Source organism: Spiroplasma endosymbiont of Lasioglossum villosulum (assembly GCF_964020195.1).
GTDB classification, from domain to species: Bacteria; Bacillota_I; Bacilli_A; order Mycoplasmatales; family VBWQ01; genus Spiroplasma_E; species Spiroplasma_E ixodetis_A.
Genome location: NZ_OZ026539.1, coordinates 658,664 through 683,182, shown reverse-complemented (window position 1 = coordinate 683,182; position 24,519 = coordinate 658,664). Strand labels below are relative to the sequence as shown.

General features: G+C 23.2%; 19 protein-coding genes and 1 pseudogene. 7 read left to right on the top strand and 13 right to left on the bottom strand.

The window, feature by feature from the left end; all coding sequences use genetic code 4:
• The first annotated feature begins 40 nt into the window (after window positions 1–40).
• Entirely contained in the window at window positions 41–1,201 is a 1,161-nt protein-coding gene (locus tag AACK81_RS03890) for an Mbov_0401 family ICE element transposase-like protein (protein ID WP_338962852.1), read from the top strand.
• A gap of 518 nt (window positions 1,202–1,719) precedes the next feature.
• Here the strand turns inward: AACK81_RS03890 and AACK81_RS03885 are convergent.
• Window positions 1,720–2,968 (bottom strand): annotated as a pseudogene (locus tag AACK81_RS03885) (ISNCY family transposase).
• A gap of 212 nt (window positions 2,969–3,180) precedes the next feature.
• Here AACK81_RS03885 and AACK81_RS03875 point away from each other — a divergent pair.
• Both AACK81_RS03875 and AACK81_RS03870 read left to right on the top strand, forming a co-directional pair.
• Entirely contained in the window at window positions 3,181–3,948 is a 768-nt protein-coding gene (locus AACK81_RS03875; protein ID WP_338962846.1) for a hypothetical protein, read from the top strand.
• A gap of 60 nt (window positions 3,949–4,008) precedes the next feature.
• Window positions 4,009–4,287, top strand: a complete 279-nt coding sequence (locus AACK81_RS03870) for a hypothetical protein (protein ID WP_338962844.1) — start codon at window positions 4,009–4,011, stop codon at window positions 4,285–4,287.
• A gap of 494 nt (window positions 4,288–4,781) precedes the next feature.
• Here AACK81_RS03870 and AACK81_RS03865 read toward each other — a convergent pair whose 3' ends face one another.
• On the bottom strand, window positions 4,782–5,273 hold the full coding sequence (locus tag AACK81_RS03865) for a hypothetical protein (RefSeq protein ID WP_338962841.1): 492 nt from the start codon (window positions 5,271–5,273) through the stop codon (window positions 4,782–4,784).
• Between the two features lie 111 nt (window positions 5,274–5,384).
• Between AACK81_RS03865 and AACK81_RS03860 the strand changes: the two genes are divergently transcribed.
• Window positions 5,385–5,609 (top strand): hypothetical protein, encoded by a 225-nt coding sequence (locus AACK81_RS03860; RefSeq protein WP_338962839.1) that lies wholly within the window; start codon window positions 5,385–5,387, stop codon window positions 5,607–5,609.
• Here the strand turns inward: AACK81_RS03860 and AACK81_RS03855 are convergent.
• From AACK81_RS03855 to mgtA, 5 genes are all read right to left on the bottom strand, one after another.
• On the bottom strand, window positions 5,588–6,490 hold the full coding sequence (locus AACK81_RS03855; RefSeq protein WP_338962837.1) for a hypothetical protein: 903 nt from the start codon (window positions 6,488–6,490) through the stop codon (window positions 5,588–5,590). The two genes, AACK81_RS03860 and AACK81_RS03855, sit on opposite strands and share 22 nt — an antisense overlap.
• Window positions 6,491–6,610: 120 nt before the next feature.
• Window positions 6,611–6,814 carry a hypothetical protein gene (locus AACK81_RS03850; protein WP_338962835.1) on the bottom strand — a complete coding sequence of 68 codons (204 nt, stop codon included), beginning with the start codon at window positions 6,812–6,814 and terminating at the stop codon, window positions 6,611–6,613.
• 141 nt (window positions 6,815–6,955) lie between these two features.
• Window positions 6,956–7,375 (bottom strand): hypothetical protein, encoded by a 420-nt coding sequence (locus AACK81_RS03845; protein ID WP_338962833.1) that lies wholly within the window; start codon window positions 7,373–7,375, stop codon window positions 6,956–6,958.
• Between the two features lie 217 nt (window positions 7,376–7,592).
• Window positions 7,593–9,179 carry an ankyrin repeat domain-containing protein gene (locus tag AACK81_RS03840; protein ID WP_338962830.1) on the bottom strand — a complete coding sequence of 529 codons (1,587 nt, stop codon included), beginning with the start codon at window positions 9,177–9,179 and terminating at the stop codon, window positions 7,593–7,595.
• Between the two features lie 147 nt (window positions 9,180–9,326).
• A complete protein-coding gene (gene mgtA / locus AACK81_RS03835) occupies window positions 9,327–12,050 on the bottom strand; it encodes a magnesium-translocating P-type ATPase (protein WP_338962828.1) in 2,724 nt (907 codons plus the stop codon).
• Window positions 12,051–12,439: 389 nt separating this feature from the next.
• Between mgtA and AACK81_RS03830 the strand changes: the two genes are divergently transcribed.
• The 3 genes from AACK81_RS03830 to AACK81_RS03820 all read left to right on the top strand — a co-directional run bounded on the left by AACK81_RS03830 (window position 12,440) and on the right by AACK81_RS03820 (window position 14,530).
• Window positions 12,440–12,952, top strand: coding sequence for a hypothetical protein (locus AACK81_RS03830; protein WP_338962825.1), 513 nt, complete (start codon window positions 12,440–12,442; stop codon window positions 12,950–12,952).
• A 197-nt stretch (window positions 12,953–13,149) separates the two neighbouring features.
• Window positions 13,150–13,419, top strand: coding sequence for a hypothetical protein (locus AACK81_RS03825; protein ID WP_338962823.1), 270 nt, complete (start codon window positions 13,150–13,152; stop codon window positions 13,417–13,419).
• A gap of 160 nt (window positions 13,420–13,579) precedes the next feature.
• Window positions 13,580–14,530: a metallophosphoesterase gene (locus AACK81_RS03820; RefSeq protein WP_338962820.1), complete on the top strand. Its 951-nt coding sequence runs from the start codon at window positions 13,580–13,582 to the stop codon at window positions 14,528–14,530.
• 56 nt (window positions 14,531–14,586) lie between these two features.
• On the opposite strand, the gene guaB is transcribed toward AACK81_RS03820, so the two are convergent.
• From guaB to AACK81_RS03790, 6 genes are all read right to left on the bottom strand, one after another.
• The gene (guaB, locus tag AACK81_RS03815) at window positions 14,587–16,053 is read right to left on the bottom strand and encodes an IMP dehydrogenase (RefSeq protein ID WP_338962817.1); all 1,467 of its coding nucleotides are present in this window, start codon (window positions 16,051–16,053) and stop codon (window positions 14,587–14,589) included.
• A 3-nt stretch (window positions 16,054–16,056) separates the two neighbouring features.
• Window positions 16,057–17,598, bottom strand: coding sequence for a glutamine-hydrolyzing GMP synthase (gene guaA, locus AACK81_RS03810; RefSeq protein ID WP_338962815.1), 1,542 nt, complete (start codon window positions 17,596–17,598; stop codon window positions 16,057–16,059).
• Between the two features lie 199 nt (window positions 17,599–17,797).
• The gene (locus AACK81_RS03805) at window positions 17,798–19,426 is read right to left on the bottom strand and encodes an APC family permease (protein ID WP_338962813.1); all 1,629 of its coding nucleotides are present in this window, start codon (window positions 19,424–19,426) and stop codon (window positions 17,798–17,800) included.
• Window positions 19,427–19,707: 281 nt separating this feature from the next.
• Window positions 19,708–20,958: a hypothetical protein gene (locus AACK81_RS03800; RefSeq protein ID WP_338962810.1), complete on the bottom strand. Its 1,251-nt coding sequence runs from the start codon at window positions 20,956–20,958 to the stop codon at window positions 19,708–19,710.
• 200 nt (window positions 20,959–21,158) lie between these two features.
• Entirely contained in the window at window positions 21,159–22,109 is a 951-nt protein-coding gene (locus AACK81_RS03795; RefSeq protein WP_338960236.1) for an IS30 family transposase, read from the bottom strand.
• A 205-nt stretch (window positions 22,110–22,314) separates the two neighbouring features.
• Window positions 22,315–24,501 carry an ATP-dependent helicase gene (locus AACK81_RS03790; protein ID WP_338962808.1) on the bottom strand — a complete coding sequence of 729 codons (2,187 nt, stop codon included), beginning with the start codon at window positions 24,499–24,501 and terminating at the stop codon, window positions 22,315–22,317.
• Between the last annotated feature and the right edge of the window lie 18 nt (window positions 24,502–24,519).

Below are 24,519 nucleotides of genomic sequence, written 5' to 3'. Positions count from 1 at the left end.
AAGTTAAAATTAAATTATTTAAAAGAAAGGAAAATTAAAAATGATAAAATTACCATTTCCTAATCATTTTGATTGAGACAAACACTATTTTAATCAAGATGAATTAAATTTACAACAAACAGAAGAATTATTTGCAAAAATAGATGATTATTTATGAAGTATATGTGATAAATCTGAATATAAATCATATAGATTTAGAAAAAGAAAATTAAAAACAAAAAAAGGTTTATTAAATTATAAACGACGTATTTGTATACATTATAACCCAAAAACACAAAAAAAGGAATTTGTTTCATTGCTAGATAACTATCTTGGTGTTAAAAAGTATAGTAAATTAGCACCAGATGTTATTAAACAAATTTTAAAATATTTTGCTGATGATAAAAAATATCGTGATGTTTGTGATACTTTTATTGAAGATTTAATAAGTAATAGTACAGTTTGTAGAACATATCAAAAATTTGAATTACCAAAAGCAAATATCCCTAAAATACTATTGCAACCAAATCAAACTTTATATATAAATATTGATGATGGGCATAGAAAATTTAAGTTTAATGAAAAACACAATACTAAAAATTGTAAAAAATATTCTATGAGATTATTAGTATTTTGTACTGGTAAAAAGAAAAATGGAAAATTAATTAATAAAAGAGCTGTATGTAAAATAAGAGTATCAAAAACAGAAATTGGTGCAGAAAAAACAGCTAAATTTATTCAAAAATATGGTAATTTATATTTTGAAAACTTTGACCAAGCAAATTTAATAGTTTGTGGTGATAGTGCAAAATGAATTAGAAAAACTGCTACAATTTTAAATGCTAAATTTATTTTAGATAAATTCCATGCTTTTCATGTTTTATTTCTTGGTATAATGGCTGGAAGAAGAAAAAATAAAATTGCTAAATTACACTATCAAAATGCAATAACTTTATTTGAAAAAGGTCAATATTATGAATTAATTGATTTTTTACAATCATTAACTTTGCAATATAAAAAATTAAAAGTTGGTTATTTTATTAATGCAAAAGATGGTGTATTAAACCAAGCACTAGTTGAAAATATTGGTTGCTTTACTGAAACTAATATTAAACAAATTTTAAAGCATATGATTGGTGATAGAACTTATAACATTGATATGTATACAAAAATGGTTAATTTTAAATGCTATCAAATAAATACTGCCATCCAGTTATTATAAATTAAAATTAAAGATTTTAAAAAACCAAAAATAAAATAAAACTTATTAAAGATGCTTTAATAAGAATTTTTGTGTTATAAAAGTAAGTATTATTGTTGACTAATATTTTTCAAGTGTTAAGATTAACATACAATTGCATATTGAAGTCAAAATTATTCTCGTCTAACTTTATAATTTTAAGACAAATTTGAATATTATTGACAACATCGGTACGCTCCCGAACTTTTTGGAAATATTAAAAAAGTAAAAGAATTATATATAAGAAAATCAAATAGTGAAATAAATATAGATGTTAATAAAATTAATAATGTAACTTTAAATAATTTATTAATAAATCCGACTAAATCAAACTTACCACAAATGTAAAAACGAGAGATTGCAATTACAATTTCTTTTATATTTAAAATCAATTTTAGAACACCAAATTTGCTCATACGCAAACGTTTTAAAATTTTATATGGTTTAGTATTTATAAAATTAAATATCTTATAAAATAGATTTTTAATTTTAATTAAAAATTATTGATATCCATATCTTCAAGGATAATTTTTATTGGGTATATAAACTTTTTTAGTTTTTATTAAATTTTCTTTTATAATTGGTTTTTGTGCTATTTCTTTTAGTTCATACATTTGATTATTGTAACTAAGATATAATTCATTAATAAATGATTTAAGTACAATTACATCAGTTCTAGGTTGTATGTATTGAACTTTGTTATTTTTATAAGGAAAATACTTTTTACCATAATATGTTATGGTTGAACCACTATCTGTTTTTCTTTTAGAAAATCTTGAAAGATAAATATTGATTTCTTCCTGTGTAGGAGCTTTAACCATAGCAGATTTAGTATCATCAATAGGAAAGGCAAATTGTTTATTAAAAGTACTTATGTATGTTTTAAGAAATTTGTTAGCTTCTTCTAAATTTCTAATTTTATTAAGTCGTAATTCACTAATTAAACGACTTTGAAGTGTTCCAAATAAGCGTTCAACGCGACCTTTAGCTTGCGGAATTGAAGTTCTGATTATTTCAACACCTAAATCATTACAGGACTTTTGAAATTGAGTATAAGTGTCATTTTCTGTATTTATTTTTCCTGCATCAACTTTTTTCTTATATCCAAAAACTGTTCTATTATCGGTATAAAATGTTTTTGGTATTCCATAATTAGTTAAAATTTGATAAAAAATATTATAATAACCATCTAATGTTTCTTGATGATCAAATCATAGTCCAACAATATTTCCTGTAGCATCATCAATTGCAGCATGTAAAAATGATTTTGGTTTATCGTTACCAAATCAATGATGATTACTGGCGTCCATTTGAATTAATTCACCAAAATTTGTTCTTCGATTTCTTGTTGGATGTAAGTTATTTTTTTTTATTTTTATGTCTTTTTGGTGAAGTAATTTTTTCTTTAATTAATATAATATAAAGTGTGCTATATGAAATCTTAATTTTTTCTTCATTAATTAATTTCTCATGAAAATGTTGAAAATTAAAATTATAATATTTTGTTTTATACAAGTTTATAATCTTAATTTTGATTTCAAAATTTGTTGCCTTATTAGAAATTTTATTACGAGATTTATGAATAAAATCAACTTTACCTTCTCTATTAAAAATTTGAATTAATTGGTTAATTCTTCTAATAGTTAGATTAAGTTTATTCTTGGCTTGATGTTTAGATAATTTATTAATAATAATATCATTTATAATTTTGTATTTATATTTTTCTTTCATAGTCATACTTCTTTCCATATTTATCACCAAGTATATTTAACTTCACTTTTGGGAAATTTTTACTCGATAACTAATAGGAAATTATCACTAAATAATGACAAAAAAAGAATTTTAATTGACATATTAAAAAAAATAAATTATAATTTAATAAATGTCCAATCCTAATATAGATATTTCTTTATATTAGGTTTTTTATTAAATTAAAATATTTGAAAGGAAGATAAAAAGATATGCCTAAAAATATACAAAATATACAAAATATACAAATGACAGAAAAAGAATATAAAAATTTTCAAAATTATAAAAAACAAAAAGCAATACAAGAAGAAATGATATCCAAAACAAAAAGTACAGCAAAAAAAGCGGGAAAAATTGCTACTAATCATGCACCAACATTAGGTGGTGCGATAGGATTTTTAGCAGGTGGATTTGGTGCAGGACTTACTGATAATAATCCTAATACTATTTTTGATGTGCCTGTTGGAATTTCATCAGCTGTTGGTGGAGCAATAATAGGATCTGTTGTAAAACAAAATTACAAAGCTAATATTGCTGAAAAAAAAGCAAAACGACAAGAAAAATTACAAAACATGCTATTAGAAAATATAAATAATTCATCAGATTCAGAATCCGAAGAAGAATTTGAACAAAACAAAGAAAATAGTTTGTATACTGATTTTGAAAAAAAATTAGCATTAAAAGAAGAAGCAATAAAAAAGAGAGAACTTTTATTACGAAACATGAAATTAGATGCAAAATTTCAAAAGCAAGAACAACAATTAAAAGAATTGAGTATTCAAAATAATTCAGTCGATGATATTCTTACAAAAGAATTAGCAAACACATTATCTACTGCTCCTATGACTTTTGCTACTTTAAATAAGGGTAATCCTATTTCTCAAGATGTAATAAATGCTGCTAATTTAATGTCTATAAGTTCATCTTCAAAACCTGTTACTGATAAACAAGAAAACCAAAAACCTCTTATTTCTATGTAATATCATATATGTTAATGAAACAAATAATAAAATCAGATATAGTTTAAAGGAGGATTACTTATGCATTTTGATCCTATCGAAGACTTGTTTAATGATCTAGGTTCACAGTTTCAGTCTTTTGGAAATGATACTGAAACTTTCTTTAATAATTTTGGTGATAATATAAGTTCAGAATTTGAAGTATTTACAAAAGATTTAAATACTAATTTTCAATATTTTAACAATGATGCAAGTAATGTCTTTAATGATTTAGGTAAGGAGTTTCAATCTCTTGGTAATGAAATTAGTGAAGGTTTTCAAATTGTTAGTAATGATGTAGAATTTTTTTTAATGATTTAGGTAAGGAGTTTCAATCTCTGAGTAATGAAATTAGTGAAGGTTTTCAAACATTTGTTCATAATTTTGAAACTGCCTTTAAAGATTTTGGTAATAATGTAAAAACTTTCTTTAATAATATTGGTAATAATATTGAATCATTTTATAATGGTATTACTTCATTTTTTTCAGGAATTGAAACTTTAATTAAAATTATGCCATATGCAATTGGTGGAGTAATTGGATCAGTTATAGCATTTAAGATTTATAAAGCAAGAAAGTCAATGTTAAAAAATGAAAGAATAAAAAAATATATAAAATTTGTAAAAATCAAGAACTAAATAATGATATTAAAAATGTTAATTTTGACAAATTAAAACCAGTAGTAAATAATACAAAACTTACAACAAGTAAATCAAAAAAGTTTACTAAAAAAATTTTAGTAAAATAAAAATAAAATGCGCCATAATGATTTTATAATCTAATTACGGTGCATTTTTCATTTTAAAATATAAATTTTACTTAACTTCACTAAAGTAGTCATCCATTTTAAAATAATCAATACTATGATCAAAAGTTGACGAATAAATGATTTTAAAATTTAAAGAAATGCGATGTTCTTTATTTAATTCATCAACTTTATTATTTAATTTCTTTTTAATTCTTTTGATATTTCTAATATTACGATCAGTTTCTCTTCTAATATTAAATACAAAAAAACATTTAATTTTGTCAAAAGAAATTTCATGTTTTTTATCAATATTATGTTGAAAACAAATAAAGCTATCAGTAAATTTTTTTGATAAATCATTAATAATATCTTCATGAAAATGTTTTTGAATTTTAAATTCAATGAATAAAAATTCATTTCTTTTATTATAAGTGATAGCATCAATTGACTTAATACCACGTGAATGACTACAACATAAAAGTTTAAGATTATCACCATCAATTGCATATTCTTCAGAATCTGAAGAATATGTTTTAGAAGCAGTACTATAAGATAACAAACGAAATGTTTTTTTTATTTTTTTTATAAATAAATATTAAATTATTTTTTAATGTCTCATTTAAATTCATATTCGTCTAACTCCCTATATGGATAACTTAAAGCTTCATTAATGTGATCTAAACTATTCTCTTCAATTATACAAGAATCAAAATTTTTATCTTTATTAATAAAATTATATTTAAAATTTAAGTTTTTAAAGTCACGACTTGCTAGTGAAGTTATTGTTTCAAGAATATATGGACTATGTGTTGAAATAATTAATTTAAAATTAATTATTTTAGAAATATTTAATAATAGTTTAGTAAATAAATATTATCATTCTGGATGAATATAGGCTTCGGGTTCATCAATAATTACTAAGTTACCTTCTTTAAAAAAGTCACTTTTAACCATTTCTTTAAATGATTGAATAATTTTTAATCCACGTGAGGAGTTAGCAAGTTTAATGGTAATACCATTTTTAGTTAAACTACCATTTTCAAAGTTAATTTTATTTTCATTACCAAAATAGTTTTCAAGTTCTTGATTAATTTTTTGTTTAATTAATACTAATTTCAAATTACTATACTGTTCAATATTTTTTTGAATATTAATTTTATTTTTAAAATCATCTAAGTAGTGACACTTTTTAAATTTGAAAATGTTATTTAATGATAATTTTAATTTTTCACTCTCTAACATATATGATGATTGTTTTTTACTAAGACTTTCTTCAATCATTAAATTTAAAATTTGGTCAGTATCACTAATATAAGTAGCATCAATTATTGAATTTTCAATAATATTTTCTAAATAATTAAACTCATGTTCTAAAGAAAATTTATTATTTTCATTAATATTGATCGTTAAAGTTTTGTTATTGTCTAAACTAAGTTTTAAATAACTATCTTTATTATTATATTTTTTATTTCTTAAGTTTTCACCATGAAAGTTTTCACGAAGAATATTAGCCATTAAATATGAAATGATATCAGTATCTTTATTATTAAATAATTCTAAGGTTTGTAAAATATCATTATTAATAATATTAATTGTATATTTAATAATTTTAATTTTGTAACTATCTTTATTAGTATCTAATTCAATTCTTTGTAATGTTTTGGTAATTAAATCATCATTTATTTTTAGCAATTGATGATAGTCTGTTAATAAATTAATTCAAAAATTATTAAATTTTTCAATTTTATAGTTGAAATTTGTTATTCATTTTTGCATAAATGTTTTATTATTTAGATTAATATTATTATAAATAGATTCAATTTCTTTAAATAAAGTACTTTCTTTTTCACTACTATTAAAATTTGTTTCAAGAAAATTACTACCAGTATTTTCAATTTATGTAAAAGTATCTTCAGCAAAGTTAAAAAAATTCTTAATTATTTCTGACTTAATATCACTAGTAGCAATTTTCACCATTGCAAAAACTAACCTACTTAAGTAACTTTTACCAGTATCATTAACACCAGCAATAATAGTAATATCACCAATAATTAAAGAAGTATCATTAAAAGGACCAATATTTTTTATTTTTAATTTCATTTATATCACCTATATATCATTTTAAACTATATAAATATAATAACATTTAACATTATTGAAATGTAGAAAAATAATAATAGTAAAAAATAATATATTATTGTTAGTATTGAAATATTAATAATAAATATAAATTATTAAATTTTAATGAATATAGTAATTGTTAATTATTTCACAATTTTCGATTGCATCTCAAAAATTATTATTTTTTATTTTTACTTTTAAACCAATAATTAAAAAAGTTAATGCAATAGTAAAAAATCCAAAAATTGGAGTTAAAATTATACAAAAAATAAATCCAATTTGTAATTCTATTCAATTATAATAATTTCCAATATTTTGACTTATATAACATACGTATTTTGGTGAATATTCTAAAATATGATATGTGCTAGTTATAGCTAATATTTGAAATCCATTTCTTTCTATATTTTCAAACTTTAACGTTGTTTGATTACGAATATGAGAATGATAATCACAAAAATCTATGAGAATTAAACCAGAAATTATAAATAAAATAGTTAAAATAAATAATAATATTGTTATTATTTGTATTTTTTTCATTTATTTTTGCTCCCTTAAATCTAATATAATAAAGAAAATTAATATATATTTTGAAAAATAAAAATATTTTTATTTATACAACGTAACAATATTAACAAATTTAATTAACTTTACAATAATGTTTATCTATTTTTATAAATAATATGGAAACTATTTATTATTATTTTACAGTTATTTTTATTAAAATATTAATTTTTAAGAAAAGTTTTAGTAGTAGTTATCCAATTGATAACTTTCTTCTTTTTTCGCTATCATTTTTTTCTGTATTTTCTAATTTACGCTTTTCTTTGTTAACTTCTTCTTTTGTTAATCATTCTTTTACTTTATTAAAATCTGTTTTCTTTTCTTCTGATCAATTTGTATCATCTTCATCTAATATTGCATCTAGGTATATCTTAAAAATTGCTTTTTCATTATCAGATAAATTTTGATCAGTTTGATATTTTTTGAAATTATGAAAAGCAGTTACTCGTTGTTCTAAAACATCTTTTTGTAATTCATTAAAATTAGAACAATTTGGAAGTTTTTTAATAAATGTTATAATTTTTGAATCAACATATGATAAATCATCTAACATACTATCTACTTCTTCTTTTATCTCATTATCAAGAAGATAATTTTTATTTTTAAAAGGATTACTATCTATTTTTTTAATATCAGTTAATACACTATTAACCAAATAATTAGTAACTTCTTTTAAGTTATATTTAATAGCTAAAGTTCATCAAGTTAATCCTTCTCTAGTTATATAATTATTATAATTACATTCATTTGTTATTAAAAAATCAATAATCATCATTTCAATTTGATTTTGATTTCTTGGTAATTGATGTAATCAATCAATTATCATATCTTCAAATTTAAAAGGTTTTTCATTATTTTTATTTTTAATATCAAAATTAATTTCTAAATCACCATTTTCATTTTTTAATAATAGTGTTCTTATAATTTTTTTATTATTACTTCTAATTGCTCTATGTAATATAGTGTTATTAAACTCATCAATAGGTGTATTAATATCAAAATATTTGCAATTTTCTATTATTTCTAACATATCAAAATTGTTGTTTAGGATTGCTATTTCATAAGGTATATTACCATTATCATCTATTTGATAAAAATTAGTTTTTTTAGTGATGGCAAAATTAATTCTAAAATCAGTTTTATTACCTTCTTTAGCAATAATATGTAAAAGATTTTGATTTTTAATATTAACACTATTAATATTAAAATGAGAATTATTTTGAAAATCATTAACTAATTCACGAATTTCTTTATTTGTCGGATATGCATCAGCTTTATTAATTTCTTGTATTAATAATTTGCAAAATGGAGTTTCATTTTGCAAATTTACTAAATTGGGATTAACTTGTGAATTATTAATTAGTTGCTTTGCTATATTTTTAAACTCTCCTCCAAGTTTTCAGTCTACAATATATTGTTTCATAATTGCTAAATGTAAAGGTGAATTTCCTTCAATATCTTGTTGATTTAAAAAATTTTTATCATTTTTTTTAAAATTTATTAATCAATTAATAAGTTTTATTTTATTAGTTGTAAATTCTATTAATTCACTTGAAGTTTCTCAACCTTCCTCGTGTGGATCATAGTTATATTCATCTTCTATTTCTGCTCCTTCATCTAAATCTAATAAAAAACTATTATGAAGGGCATTTCTATTGTTATTATCTAAACCAATAACTTCCTCATCACTAATGTTTGGATTATTCATAAAATCTTCAATAATAGAAAATTGAATTTTTTTATTTTGAAATTGATCAATAAGGTAATTTAATGTTAGCATACTTTTATCTGTTCCTATCTATAATATGAAATTCCTGTTACTTTTAATAAAGTAACAGGAATACAAAAACTTTCTTTAGTTTTACACTTATTTATATCATAATTTTTAAAAAAATCGAATACATTTATCTTAAAATTAAAATTTAGTTTACAATCAGCGTTTATTAACCTTTATATATATCATTTTTAATAATTGACTAGCAATGAAATAAACAATGACAACGCCAGCTAAATAAGCATAAAAAATTAAAGGAATTGGTGTTAAACCAATAGTAGCTCCTAATTGTGTATATGGAATACTAATGCCAATAATAGTAATTATAATTGTTGTTAAAAATAGCTGATGAGATGGCATGCTTTGAATAAAAGGTACCTTAGAAGTTCGTAATAATTGTACAATTAATGTTTGTGAAGTAACTCCTAAAATAAATCATCCAGTATGAAATAATGATTGTTGATATATGCCAGCAGCACTATTAGGATCTACATTAACAAAATTGGCAAATATATGTAAACCGTATCCTAAAAATAAAAAGGTGGTTATATCAAATATTGAACTTAGCGGTCCATTCCAGAATGCAAAAGGTAAAATGCTTTTTGCATTTCATTTTTGTGGTTTTTTAATAAAGTCTTCATCAACCCTATCTCAAGGAATTGCTAATTGAGAAATATCATATAATAAATTTTGTAGTAAAATTTGAATTGCCATCATTGGTAAAAAAGGTAATCAAATTGAAGCAATTAAAATACTTAATGAATTACCAAAATTAGAGGAAATAGTAATTTTAATATATTTTAAAATATTACCAAAAGTATTTCTACCACTGATCACTCCTTGCTCTAAAACATCTAAATCTTTTTCTAATAAAATAATATCAGATGCTTCTTTGGCAATATCAGTAGCACTATTAACAGATATTCCAACATCAGCGTGATGCAAAGCAACAGCATCATTAATACCATCACCTAAAAAGCCAACAGTGTGACCATTTAACTTTAAAATATCAATAATTCTTGATTTTTGTAATGGGTCCATTTTCGCAAAAATAGTAGTTTTATTTACTAATGCTTGTAAATGTTGATCATCCATATCTTCAATGTCACTACCTAATAAAGGAATTCCTGGTTCTAACCCCACCTTTTTACAAATTGCTTTAGTAACAATTTCATTATCACCAGTCAAAATTTTAACATCAATTCCGTGTTGATTAAGAGTTGTTATTGCTTTAATAGCGCTAGGTTTAGGTACATCTAAAAAACCTATATATCCTAATAAAACTAAATTAGATTCATCTTCTATTTTAAAAATTGTTTTGTCACTAGCAAAGTCTTGATAACCAATTGCAATTACTCGTAAACCATCATTATTTAATTCCGTACTTAATTTTAAAACATTTTCTTTAATTTTATCAGTTAAGGCAATTACTTTCCCTCCAATTTCAACTTTAGTACAAATTTTTAATATTTCTTCTACTGCTCCTTTGCAAATTAAAGTATTATTAATTTTATCTTTTGAAACTACTATTGACATTCGTCTTCTTATAAAATCAAAAGGTATTTCATCAATTTTACGATAGGGCATTTCAACTATTTTATTATGATGAGCTTTAATGTGTTGGACAATTGTTTTATCAATATTATTTTTTAATCCAGTTTGTAAAGAACTATTTAAATATGCCATTTCTAAAACTTTGTTTGATTCAACACCTTCTGGATCTAAGTGTTTAACCAACTCAATTCTATCCTCAGTTAAAGTACCAGTTTTATCAGTGCATAAAACATCCATTGCACCAAAACTTTGAATACTAGTTAAATTTTTAACAATTACTTTTTTATGTGATAATCTAATTGCACCTTTTGCTAAGTTAGCACTAACAATCATTGGTAGCATTTCGGGGGTAATACCAACAGCAACTGATATTGAAAATATTAACGCTGTTAAAATATTATTTTTAGTAATTACATTAACAATAAATATTAATGGTACCATTACACACATAAAACCAATAAGAATGTAAGTAACTTTTTTAATACCTTTACTAAAACTAGTAACAGGACGTTTACTAGTTACTGCACTAGCAATTGATCCAAAATAAGTATTAACACCTGATGCAATAACAATAGCAATAGCACCACCTGAAACAATACTAGTACCCATAAAACATATGTTTTCTAATTCTAGGATACTACTTTTTTTATTATCATCTTTAGTATTAATAGCGTGTTTTTCAACAGGAAATGTTTCACCAGTTAGTGCCGATTGATTAATAAATAGATCGGTTGAAACTAAAATTCGAACGTCAGCAGGAATCATATCACCAGAAGATAAGAAAATAATATCACCTGGTACTAAATTTTCAATTAATACTTCTTTTGTAAAATTGGCAACACTATTTAAAGCATTAAAATCAATTTTTTTATTTTTATTACTAAACCGAAAAACACTGGCTGTTGTTTCAATTAATTGTCGTAATTTTTCTGAAGATTTATAGGAACGATAATCTTGAAAGTAAGATATAAAAACACTCAAAATAATCATTACTAAAACAATAATAGCACTGTACAAATCAACATTTTTATCAGTATTAGTATTAATAACACTGTAACTAATAAAATTATAGATAACTATTATCATTAAAACAATAATAAAAGGATTAAAAATATTGTGCATTAATTTTTTGTATCAAACAAATCGTTTATGAGAAAAAACATTTTTACCATATTTTTTAAGTCTGTCTTCTACTTCTTCCTTTTTTAATCCGTACATACTACCATCTAATTGTTGGATAACTTCTTCTTTCGATAGTTGCGAAAATTGTTTAAACATGGTTGTTGTTTTTTGTTCTATATGCTTCTTTTTAAAAAATTGCATTATCAACCAACCTTTCTTCAAACGTATAATTTAATTGTATACTAAAATCAAAAGAACTTTATTTTAGTGAATAAAGTTCTTAAAACTACCAAATATTTAAGAATAATATTCTTCTATTTTCAATAAAAATTTGTATTATTTTAAATACAAATTATTTATATCAAAAATAGGAGTAAACATCAATGATTTAAAAGGAGTTGAAATATAATTTTAAATCTTCTAATCAATTTTCTATATTTATTAATCAAATATGATAGTATTTAGTTAAACTTGATATGAGTTTTTAACCTATTATTTTTAAATAAAAATAATAGTTTTTTATTTAGAAAAATGAAAGGAAATATAAATTAATTATTTTTTAAATAATTAATTTATAAAGGATAGTTAAAATGACTGAAAAACAGAAAATAGAAATTAATCAACTAAATTTAGAAATAAAAAAATATCATGAATCAATATGAATTCTTATCGACAAATTTAATGAATTAAATAATCTTTATAAACAGCAAAAAATAAAAATATCAAATACTAAAAAAGAACAAGAAAAATTATATTCTAAATATAAAATAATACGTAATAAATATTTAATTGAAGATAATCCAGAATTAAGTAAAAAATGAGGACAAGAAATGAAAATTAGTGGACAAAGACATACAATGAAATGAAAAAAAGTAATGGAGCAAGAAAAAAGAGCACTAAAATTAAAAGAAGAATGCCAAATTTTGGAAAAAGAAATTAATGAATTAGAAATAATACTTAACCAAAAATTAGATAAAATACCTACCATTCTTAATGATAATTTTAATCATATAAAAAATAAGGCAAATGATCAAAAAATAGATAATTTACAAAATATACAACATACAGTAAAAGAATATAAACCAAATTTACCAAATTTATAATAATAAAATTGTTACTATTAATAGTAACAATTTTATTAATTTATTATATATATATATATATCTAATTTCTTATATCTTTAATTTTTTCTGATATAGTACTTAATTGTAAACTGAATATAAGTTTTAAATTTTTAACCATTACTTTAGTTTAAAAGTAAATGGTTTTTTATATTTTTAAAAAGGAGATAAAAAGAAAAATGAAAATACAAAATAAAATTATACTAAGTTCAACCATTTTCGGTGAAGTTATAGGAAATATTGCTGGATGATATTCAATCCCAACAATTATTGCTGAATGATTAGATATTATGGAATATGATTTTATTGATAATTATATAAACAATGATTTTAATCCATATCGTTCTACAGTTAAAGGTGTTTTAATATGAGGTTTAATTTCAGCAGTAACAATGGCAATAACTTCAACTGTTAGTTTAAAAACTGTTGAATATGTAAAAGTACTTTAGGAAAATAGAAGACAAACAAATAGTAGAGAAATTGATGAAACAACACCTTTACTATCACAAACACAAATAAATTCAATAAATAATAATGAAGTAGAACCACCATTAGTATTAAATCCAGCAATAAGTGTAAGTTTATAATTAATATGGAGCGGAAAAAGATATGAAAAAAATATTATTACTACTTGCAATAAGTAATACTTTATCAATGACCAATAGTAATTTTTCTTATAATATTAATTCAAGTTTAACAAACACAATAAAAAGTAATGATGAAATTAATTTTTTAGCTACAGCAGATATTCATGCTGGATATCCTCAATCAGTTAGTAACAAAACAATTAGTGTCCTTGCTAAACATTTACCAGAAAATAATAATAGAGGTGTTATTATTTCTGGTGATTTAACAGGTTATGTTAAATATACAGGGAATTTATTTTCTTATAAATTAATGTTAGCATCAATCTCTAATCATCTTTTAACAGGTTTTGGTAACCATGATTCTGATACTACTTGTAAAGTTAACCAAACTTGACTTAACCAAAATATTGTTAAACAAAATGCTATGACAGCAGCTCATTTACTCTATTATACTTCAAAAAATGAAGTTCCTGTATATTCTTGAAATTGATTGGGTATACATTTTGTTCAATGCAGTTTAGCGCCAATTAATAAAGATACTTCAGGTTGAAATTTTGGAAGAAGTGATCCTGGGCCAGCATTAACTGAATTACAAAAAGATTTAGAAATAAATGTTGGTTTGAGTAATATGCCAATTGTTTTAGCTTTTCATTATGGATATGATGATTTTTCAATTGATCAAGAATGATGAAGTAAAGAACAAAGAACTGAATTTGAAAATGCAATTTTAGCAAAATATAATGTTATTTTAATGTTAACTGGACATCAACATTTTGTGCCAACCAAATATGATGAAAAAATAATTACAGTTAATGTTGGTAAAAAAACAATTTATGATGTTTTAAGTGGTACTGCACTTTTTGGTGGTTATTCTGAAATTTCTATAAATAAAACTAACAAAGAAATTACAATTAAACGTCATAACGTACAACAAAACGATGAAATTGTTATTAATAAAAAAATTAAATATTAATTAAAATTAAAAACCAAGTTTTATTAAAACTTAGTTTTTTTAAATATACAAATTTTTTATTTATTATAATTTGGTGCTTCTTTTGTTAGTTCAACATCATGAGGATGTGATTCTCTTAAACCAGCACTTGAAATTTTTACAAATTTAGAATCTTGGATTAAAGATAAAATATTTTTAGCACCAACATAACCCATACCACTTCTAATACCACCAACTAATTGAAAAACAACATCTTGTACTTTTCCTTTAAAAGGAACGCGTGCTTCAATTCCTTCTGGCACTAATTTTTTAATTCCTTTTTGAAAATAACGATCACTACTACCACGTTTCATGGCAACTAATGAACCCATACCAACATAATTTTTATATTTTTTACCATTGACAATAATTTCCTCACCTGGTGATTCTTCTGTTCCGGCTAAAATGCTACCTAACATTACACAATTGCTACCAGCAGCAATTGCTTTTACAATATCACCAGAATATTTAATACCACCATCAGCAATGACAGTTACGTTTTTATTTTTTGCTCAATTATAAACATCATTAATAACAGTAATTTGTGGCACACCAACTCCTGCTATTATTCTAGTAGTACAAATGCTACCAGGACCAACACCAACTTTAATACAATTTGCGCCAACTTCATAAAGTGCTTGTGCTCCAACTGCAGTACAAATATTTCCAACAATAATATCTAATTTTGGATAAGTTTTACGAATTATTTTAACTGTTTTTAAAATCCCTAAACTATGACCATGTGCTGAATCAACAACTAATACATCAACTTTTGCTTTAACTAATGCCTCAACTCTTGCTAAAGTGTCTTCACCAACACCAACAGCAGCACCAACTCTTAATCGTCCTTGATCATCTTTACAAGCATTTGGATAATCAATAGCTTTATCAATATCTTTTGTTGTAATTAAACCAATCAATTTATTATTTGAACCAACAATTGGTAGTTTTTCAATTTTATTTTTTAACATAACTTGTTTTGCTTGTTCGATTGTTGTTGTTTTATCACCAACAATTAAATTTTTGGTAGTCATAATATTTTTAACTAATGCATTATCATTATCAAGATATTTCAAATCACGATTAGTAACAATTCCAATTAGTTGATTTTCTTCATTTACAACAGGCAATCCAGAAATTCGATAAGTACTCATAATTGATTTTGCTTCACTAATTAAAGTTTGAACACCAATAGTAATTGGATCAGTAATAAAACCTGACTCATTTCTTTTCACTTTTTGTACTTCTAAAGCTTGTTCAGCAATTGATAAATTTTTATGAATAATGCCAATACCACCAACTCTTGCCATGGCAATTGCTAGATCAGATTCAGTAACTGTATCCATAGCAGCAGATAAAATTGGAATATTTAATTCAATTTTATTTGTTAATTTAGTTTTTAAAGAAACTTGATTTGGTAAAACTTCTGAATATCCTGGAACTAATAATACATCATCAAAAGTAATTCCTTCACATATTATTTTTTGATTTAAATCTTTATTCATAGTTTACTCCCATTCTATAGTACCTGGTGGCTTTGATGTAATATCATAAACTACTCTATTAACACCATCTACTTTATTAATAATCTCATTTGCAACTTCATCTAGAAATTCTCATGGTAAATGTGAACTTGTTGCTGTCATAAAGTCAATTGTATTAACGCTTCTTAAACTAATAACATAATCATAAGTACGATTATCACCCATTACGCCCACAGTTTTAACTGGTAGCAAAGTGGCAAATGCTTGTGATACTTGATTATATATATTTTTTTCTTTCAATTTGGTAATAAAAATATGATCAACTTCTTGTAAAATTAAACATTTTTCTTTTGTTACTTCTTCTATAACTCTAACTCCTAATCCAGGACCAGGGAAAGGATGACGATTAATTAATGTTTCAGGTAACCCAAGTTTTAAACCAATTTCTCTTACTTCATCTTTAAATAAGGCTTTTAATGGTTCTAACAATTTAAATTGTAAATCATCAAGTAAACCACCAACATTATGATGAGTTTTAATTGTTTTTGAACTTGCATGTTTACTTGAAGATTCAATAATATCTGGATAAATTGTTCCTTGTGCTAAAAAATCAGCCGTTTTAAATTTTCTTGCTGCTGTTGTAAATACATCAATAAATTGTTTACCAATAATTTTTCTTTTTTCTTCAGCATTTTTAACACCTTTTAAGGCAGTAAAAAAATGTTTACTTGCATCAATCATTTCAATATTAAGTTTAAAATTTTGTTTATAAATTTCCATCACATCAATTGCTTCATTTTTTCTCAATAAACCTGTATCAACAAAAATGCAAGTTAACTGTTTACCAATTGCCTTAGAAATAATGGCAGCGGCAACTGAAGAATCAACTCCACCACTTAAACCTAAAATAACTTGTTTATCTTGGATTTTATCTTTAATTTCTGAAATTTGATTACTAATAAAATCATCTAAACTTCAATCTTTCGTGCAACTTGCTATTGTAAATAAAAAATTTTCAATTATTTGCTTACCAAATTCTGAATGGGTAACTTCAGCATGAAATTGGATACCATAAATTGGTTTAGTCAAATGTGCAATTGCTGAAATTGAAGAATCAGAATGAGCTATTTGTATAAAATCTTTTGGAATTTTTGTTACATGATCAGCATGACTCATTCATACTTTTGATTGATTAGCAACTTTTTTAAATAATTTATTATTTGGTTGATCAAGATATAAAATTGATTTTCCAAATTCTTGTTCATCTGCCAATTCTACTTTCCCTTTAAAATGATTTGTTAATAATTGCATGCCATAACAAACGCCTAAAATGGCAACTGGTAAATTAAAAATCGCTTGATCAATTTTATAAGCATTTTGTAAATAAACACTTGATGGTCCACCAGATAAAATAATTGCTTTTAAGTTGGGATATGTTTTTATTTTTTGATAACTAATATTAAAAGATAAAACTTCAGTATAAACATTTGCTTCTCTTACTCTTCTTGCTAATAATTGTGTATATTGACTTCCACAATCTAAAATCAATACTTGTGTATTTATCATTTTTTTCCTCCAAATATAATAGTAATTAAATCATTTTTTAACAAAAAATAAAATAGATTACAGTAATAATTATTTTATGATAGATTTTAATTTCTTTAAAATATAATTAAAAATATTGATATTAATGATAAGAGCATATGAAAAAGAGTAATCATTTATTAATGATTACTCTTAAAAGTTAAAATATAATTTAAAGAAATTAAGTTGTAACTGATCTGGCTTCATTTTCATGAATTTTAATTCGTTCTAATTCTGTTTCGGGTTCATTAAGTAAATATTTTATTGCTTCTTCTTCAGTCATTGGTATGAATTCTTGATCTAATTGATTTTGATAATCTAAATTTGATGCTAAGCGTATTTTTAATTTTGGTTGATAATAAATAAAATATCAAATAACAGCAATTGCAATAAACATTCAAAACATTAAGAACTCAATAATAACAGCTATTAATACTTCGCCTCTTTTATTAATCATGTCATTAACCATACCATAATTAAAAACAACAAACTGACTAAGCAAAAATAAACCACAAGCAACAAAAATAATTCATTCTCAAATTTTAATTTTAATTTGTTTACGATAACCCATAACACATGTGGCAGCTAATACAAAAATATATACAGCAATAGTAATGTTAGTAGAAAATCCTAGTACTGTATTAAAATCAAAAGGTGCACCAATTAAATCTGGGATTATTAACATAATAATACAAGCAATAATAGTAATAATTAAATTAGCTGTATTAGCACGCATTGCAATATTTTCTTTATTTAATTTGGCTAATTTTTCAGTAATATATCCTTCTTTGGCTAATGGTTGAATCATACCACCAGAATATAAAGAATTTTGCATAGCACCATTTAATTTCAATGATAAAGTAAAAACAACTAGTACAATCATACCAGTAATACCAGCAATTCCTGATATAACATTATTTGGATTATATTCATTAGTAGCTCCAGATCAACCATTTTGGCCATTTGTACCGTCAATAGTAATGGCACCAAATATTAATACTGATACAGCTAAATAAAAAATAATTGATAATAATAAAACTATTAAAATACCTTTACCAAAGTTTTTAGTTGGATTTTTAACATTTTTTCCAACAACAATAAAAGTTTCAAAACCAATAAAAAAATAGAAGAATCCACTAAATGCATTATTAATTTTTGGTAAAGTTAAATTAATGTTTTTTGTTCCTTCAGCCGCTTCTGAAAATGCTAAACCTTTATTAGTTACTACCAAAATAATAGCACAAACAATTAAAAACAAAGCAGAACCTCATTTAATAATACCAGAAATATTAACAAATCAACGAAATCCCTTCATTCCAAAATACATGCAACTAGCAGCAGCATAAATAAAAATACCAATACTATTAATAATTAAACTTGATCATCGTTCAGGAGCTCAATCAAAAATTGATAATTGATCTAAATTCACTCGAAACATAGAAATAATAGTTACAATAATTGTTGAAGGTAAAGTAATATATTGAATAAAACCAATTATTCAACCTCAAAAACGACCAAAAACACCACGAACATAAACATAAGCGCCACCATTAGTGTCATGATAAACACGACTACATTTAGTAAAAGCAAGTGCAGTTCCCGCAGCAATTAAAGCACATAATAAAATAACTCATAGCATATGTAAACCAACGCCACCATTATTTCAATAATAAATGCCAATTAATGCCATTGGAAATGCAATACCACAAGTATAGTTAAAACCAATTCATATTAATTCATTAAGACTAATTTTTTCATTATTAACACGAGATGATTTTGATCAAAATTTTAATTTTTTTAAATTAAACATTCAATTAGTAATTCCTTTCAAAAAATAAATTATTTTTAATTATAACTTAAAAAAATATTTTTATTTTTTAATTATCAAATTTTATGATATTAGAACAAAAGTAGTTTTAAAGTGATTAGCAAATTAAACAATAAAATATAACAAATTATAATAATATAATTTGTTATATAAAGAATTACTAATTATTTTACTTTTAATTTTCCTTAAATAATGAGTAAAAAAATCTTAATTTCTTCTTATTTAAATTTTGATATTTTTTATAATAATTATCAAAAAAAACATTAAACTTTACGAACTGGACTTTTTACTCAATAAGTTCAATTACCAGTAAAAACATTTGAAAAATCACCTTCATTTAAATATTTTAATCCGTGATTATTTGTTCCTCAAACTTCATCTATCTTACCATTACTATCACGATTTAATGATCATATTCTAATGTTTGCTAATTTATTTGTTTGTGCTCAATTATATAAATCTTTAGCATCTTCTAAAGTAAAATAGTTATTATTTACATCATTAATACCAATCATTGGTGTAATACCTAGTTTTTGATAAACATCAGTAAGTAATAAATTAGATTTTGGAAAATATTGTTTTATTAATTCAAAATATTGGTTAGCAGTACTTTTAATTGCTTGTTTAGCAATATCAAAAAAAGTTAAACCTTTATCAATTACTTCTTGTCCAACAATTTCACCATAATCCATAGCCATAATGTTAATTGTAAATAAATCTTCAACTTTTAAATCTGCTTTTTGATATATTTCTAAAGCTATTTTAATAACATTCTCAATATCTCTACCAACTAGCCCTGTTGGCATTACTGGTAATGTAACACTAAAGTTTCAATTTTGATTATTTCTTTTCATTTTTGTTAATGTAGTAAATAAAACCTTCATTCCATTAATATGATCACTATCAAAGTTTATCCCTTCAATATCTAAGTCTAAATTTAATGGCATATCTTTAGTTTCAAAACCTGCAAATTTAGTAATGCGTTCTTGATACTCAATCAAAGCTGGTTGTAGCATTGCTACTGCTTTATTAATATCTTTATTAGATAGCGTATATGCAACATCTCATGGATTATAACCAACAGCTGAAGCAGCACCGCCATAAGCAACAACAATATTATTAAAACCATCATTCTTTACTAAAGGTTTAAGTACTTCTGGTTTCAATTTATTTTCTACTCAATAATCATATCCGGCGCCCAAAGACTGTCCAGCAATAGTTAATTCTAACTTATCTTTAATTGCAATTGCTTGCTGAACAAAAGCCAAAGTAATAGATTTTAAATCTTTTATTTTATTAAAAACTTTTTTACCATCATGTAATATAATTTCTTTACCATTAATTAAGTCTCTAGGAGTTGTTCCTATTCATAATCCTCCATCATAATAAGGTTGGAATAAATAGTTAGCATGTTGTTTAACTTTATTAGTAACTGATTGACCATCACGATTAGGGTTAACTTCAATTCAATTACGAATTAAACCTTTTCACGTTTCTAAATTTATTTTTATCATAATTACTTTTTTTTCCTTTCATTAAAATAATAAGATTTATTAAAATATTAATTTTTCTAAAGTTATTTCAAAATAAAAAATAATTGGCAATTTAGCACCAATTTTAAAATATTATTAGGAAAATTAAATTAAAATAAATCTTAATTCTAATTTTATACTTGAAAAAATTAATATGTGCTAAATTGTAAAGGTAAGTGCAACTAAATTATTTTTCTATCCAAATATTCGATTGGTGAAAGATAATTTAGTATTTTTCTTGGTCTTTGGTTTAAAGACAATATAAATTTATGAACTTCATTTTTATTAGTTTTTGAAAAAATAAATTTTTTAGGAAATTTTTCTCTAATTAAACCATTAGTATTTTCATTAGTACCTCTTTGTCAAGGTGAATATGGATTGGCAAAATAAATTTTTATATCTAAATTTTTTTCAAGTTGTTGTCAATTTGAAAATTCTTTGCCACGATCAAAAGTAATAGTTTTAACAATGTTTTTAGGAAGAATTGATAAATAATAACTAACATTTTTATTAATAACTTTAGTAGTTCTGTTTTTAACTAATATTGCTAAAGTAAATCGTGATACTCTTTCAACTAAAGTTATTAAACATGATTTGCTTTTACCTCGTGATGATACTATAGTATCTCCTTCTCAATGACCAAGTGTTATACGATCATTAACATTTATATCTCGTTCTTTAATTGATTTACCATTAAACTTGCCACGATTTTCTTTAGATTTTCGTTTTTTACCTTTTCTTCTTAAATTTTTACTAGTAACTTTATCAAGCATTCCAAAATAAATTCAAGTATAAATTGTTTTAAAACTAATAACTCACTCTTTATGAAAATTTTTAATTCTGCCATAAATTTGTTCAGGTGATCAACCTAATAGTAATTTTTGTTGTACATATTTTACTAAATTCTTATTTTTAAACTTATGAAAACTAATATGTGATTGTTTTCGATTTTCAGCTTTATTTTGTGCAATTAATGAAAAATAATGATTATTATCTTTATTTCTATTAATTTCTCGAATAATAGTACTAATACTTCGATTAAGATTTTTAGCTATTTCACTAATTTTAAATTTAAATTTCAATTGATTCTCAATATAAATCCTTTCATCTATGCCAAGATGTTTATAACTCATATAAAAACTCCTTACTTTTTTCTAAACTAAATTTAGCATTATGAAATTTTTATATGAGAATTTTTTGCAATTTTATTTACTTGCACTTACAAGTATAACTCAGCATGTAATAAAAAATTTCTTATAAAAAAGTACTTTTTTATAAGAAATTAATTAAAAATACTTAAAAATGTCCAAAAAATAGACATTTTTAATAAAAATAAATTTATACAAATTTTTTAATAGCACTATGATTAGAACTAATAATTCTAATACCACCATGATTTTTATGAAAAGCAACTTGAATTTTATCACCAATTAATTTAGTAATAATACCTTTGCCAAAAATTTCATGAATAATTATATCTCCAACATTTCAATTATTAGTTATTTCAACCTTATCTTTATTATCAGCTTTATAGTAATTAAATTTAGAATGATTACGATTTTGATAAGTTGCTGCCATTTCTTGATGTTCGTTATTAATGATTTTTAAATATTTAAGATCTAAATCTTTTAAGAAACGAGATGGTTGTTTCATACGATCCAAGATATATGAATATCCACTGGCACTAGATAAAAATAATCATTTTTTTGCCCTAGTAATTGAAACATAAAAAAGTCGTCGTTCTTCTTCAATTTTATCTAAGTTTTCTATACTAGATTTACCTATTCCAGGCAAAATACCTTCATTAATGCCAACTATAAAAACAACATCAAATTCTAAACCTTTAGCACTGTGAATTGTCATTAAATTAACGGCTTTATTAGTACTATTTTCATCTAAATCAGTATATAAACTTACTTCTTGTAAAAATGACGTTAATAATTCTTCGCCTTGTAATTCATTATTACTACTATCATATTCAAGCAATTGTTCTAATAATTGTTGAACATTTTCAATTCTTTCTTTTTCAAGATTATCTTCTAGTTTTTTTAAATAATTAGTTTTATTTAATAAATTTTCAACCATGTTATGTAAAGAAGTAACATCTTTGATATTAGTTTGCATCTCATTAATTAAATTAATTAAAGGTTGTAAATGTTGACGATAATTTTTTGGTAATCCATACTGAAATTTAAATAAGTATTCATTTAAAGTTAGTGATTGTTCATTAGCAAGTAATAATAAGTTATCAATAGCTTTTGGTCCAATTTTAGGTGTTGCATTTAAAATTCTAATCATTGATATATTATCATTTCAAACAATAATTTTTAAATATGCCAAAATATCTTTAATTTCTTTACGTTCAAAAAATTTATAACCACCAAAAATTTTATAATTTATATTATTATTAATCAAAGCTTGTTCTAAATCTTTTGATAAATAATTATTACGATAAAGAATAGCAATTTTATTCAAATCTAAATGATATTTTAAATGAATTTTTTTAACAGTTGTTGCAACTCAATGTGCTTCTTGATCACTACTACTAGCATGATACATAACAATATCATTACCAAGATCATTTTTAGTAAACAGTTCTTTTTCAATACGTTGAACATTATTTTTAATTAAACTATTAGCTGTATTTAAAATCTTAGTTGTTGAACGATAATTTTGATTTAAAATAAATGTTTGTGTATTAGGAAATTGTTTAGTAAAATTCAATATTAAATTAATATTTGCTCCTCTTCAACTATAAATAGTTTGATCGGGATCACCAACTACAGTAATATTTTTATGATTTTTAGCAAGTGATAATAAAATATTATATTGAATATCATTAGTGTCTTGAAATTCATCAACTAAAATAAAATCAAATTTCTTTTCTCATTTTGTTAAAATATGTGGAAATTCTTTAAATAGACGTTCAACTAATAATAATAAATCATCAAAATCTAAACATGAATTAATAAATTGATATTTTTTATACGATTCAAAAACTTTGATACGTAAAATTCACTCATCTTGATTTTGATAATCAGCTAATAATTCATCTTGAGAAAGATAATTATTTTTTCAGTTAGAAATATTAGAACTTAATAATCTTAACTCCTGCAATTCAACTTTATGTGAAAATTCTTTTTGAAAAATATCTTTTAATATTTTTCGTTGATCTTCTTGATCAATAATATTAAAATTATTATTAATATTTAAATGATGAATATCTCTTCTTAATATTTTGGCACATAATGCATGATAAGTAACAATATTAACATTAATGTTAATATCATTTAAAAGTTGCATTATTCGTTCTTTCATTTCGCGTGCTGCTTTATTAGTAAAAGTTAATGCCAATATTTTTTCACTAGCAATTTTAATTACATTAATTAAGTAAGCAATTTTATATGTTATAACCCGCGTCTTTCCAACTCCAACCCCCGCAATAATACGATATGGGCCATCAACATTAATAATTGCTTGTAGTTGTTGTTCATTTAGATTTTCTAAAAGTTTTGTTTTATCCATGTTATTTATCCTTAAGTT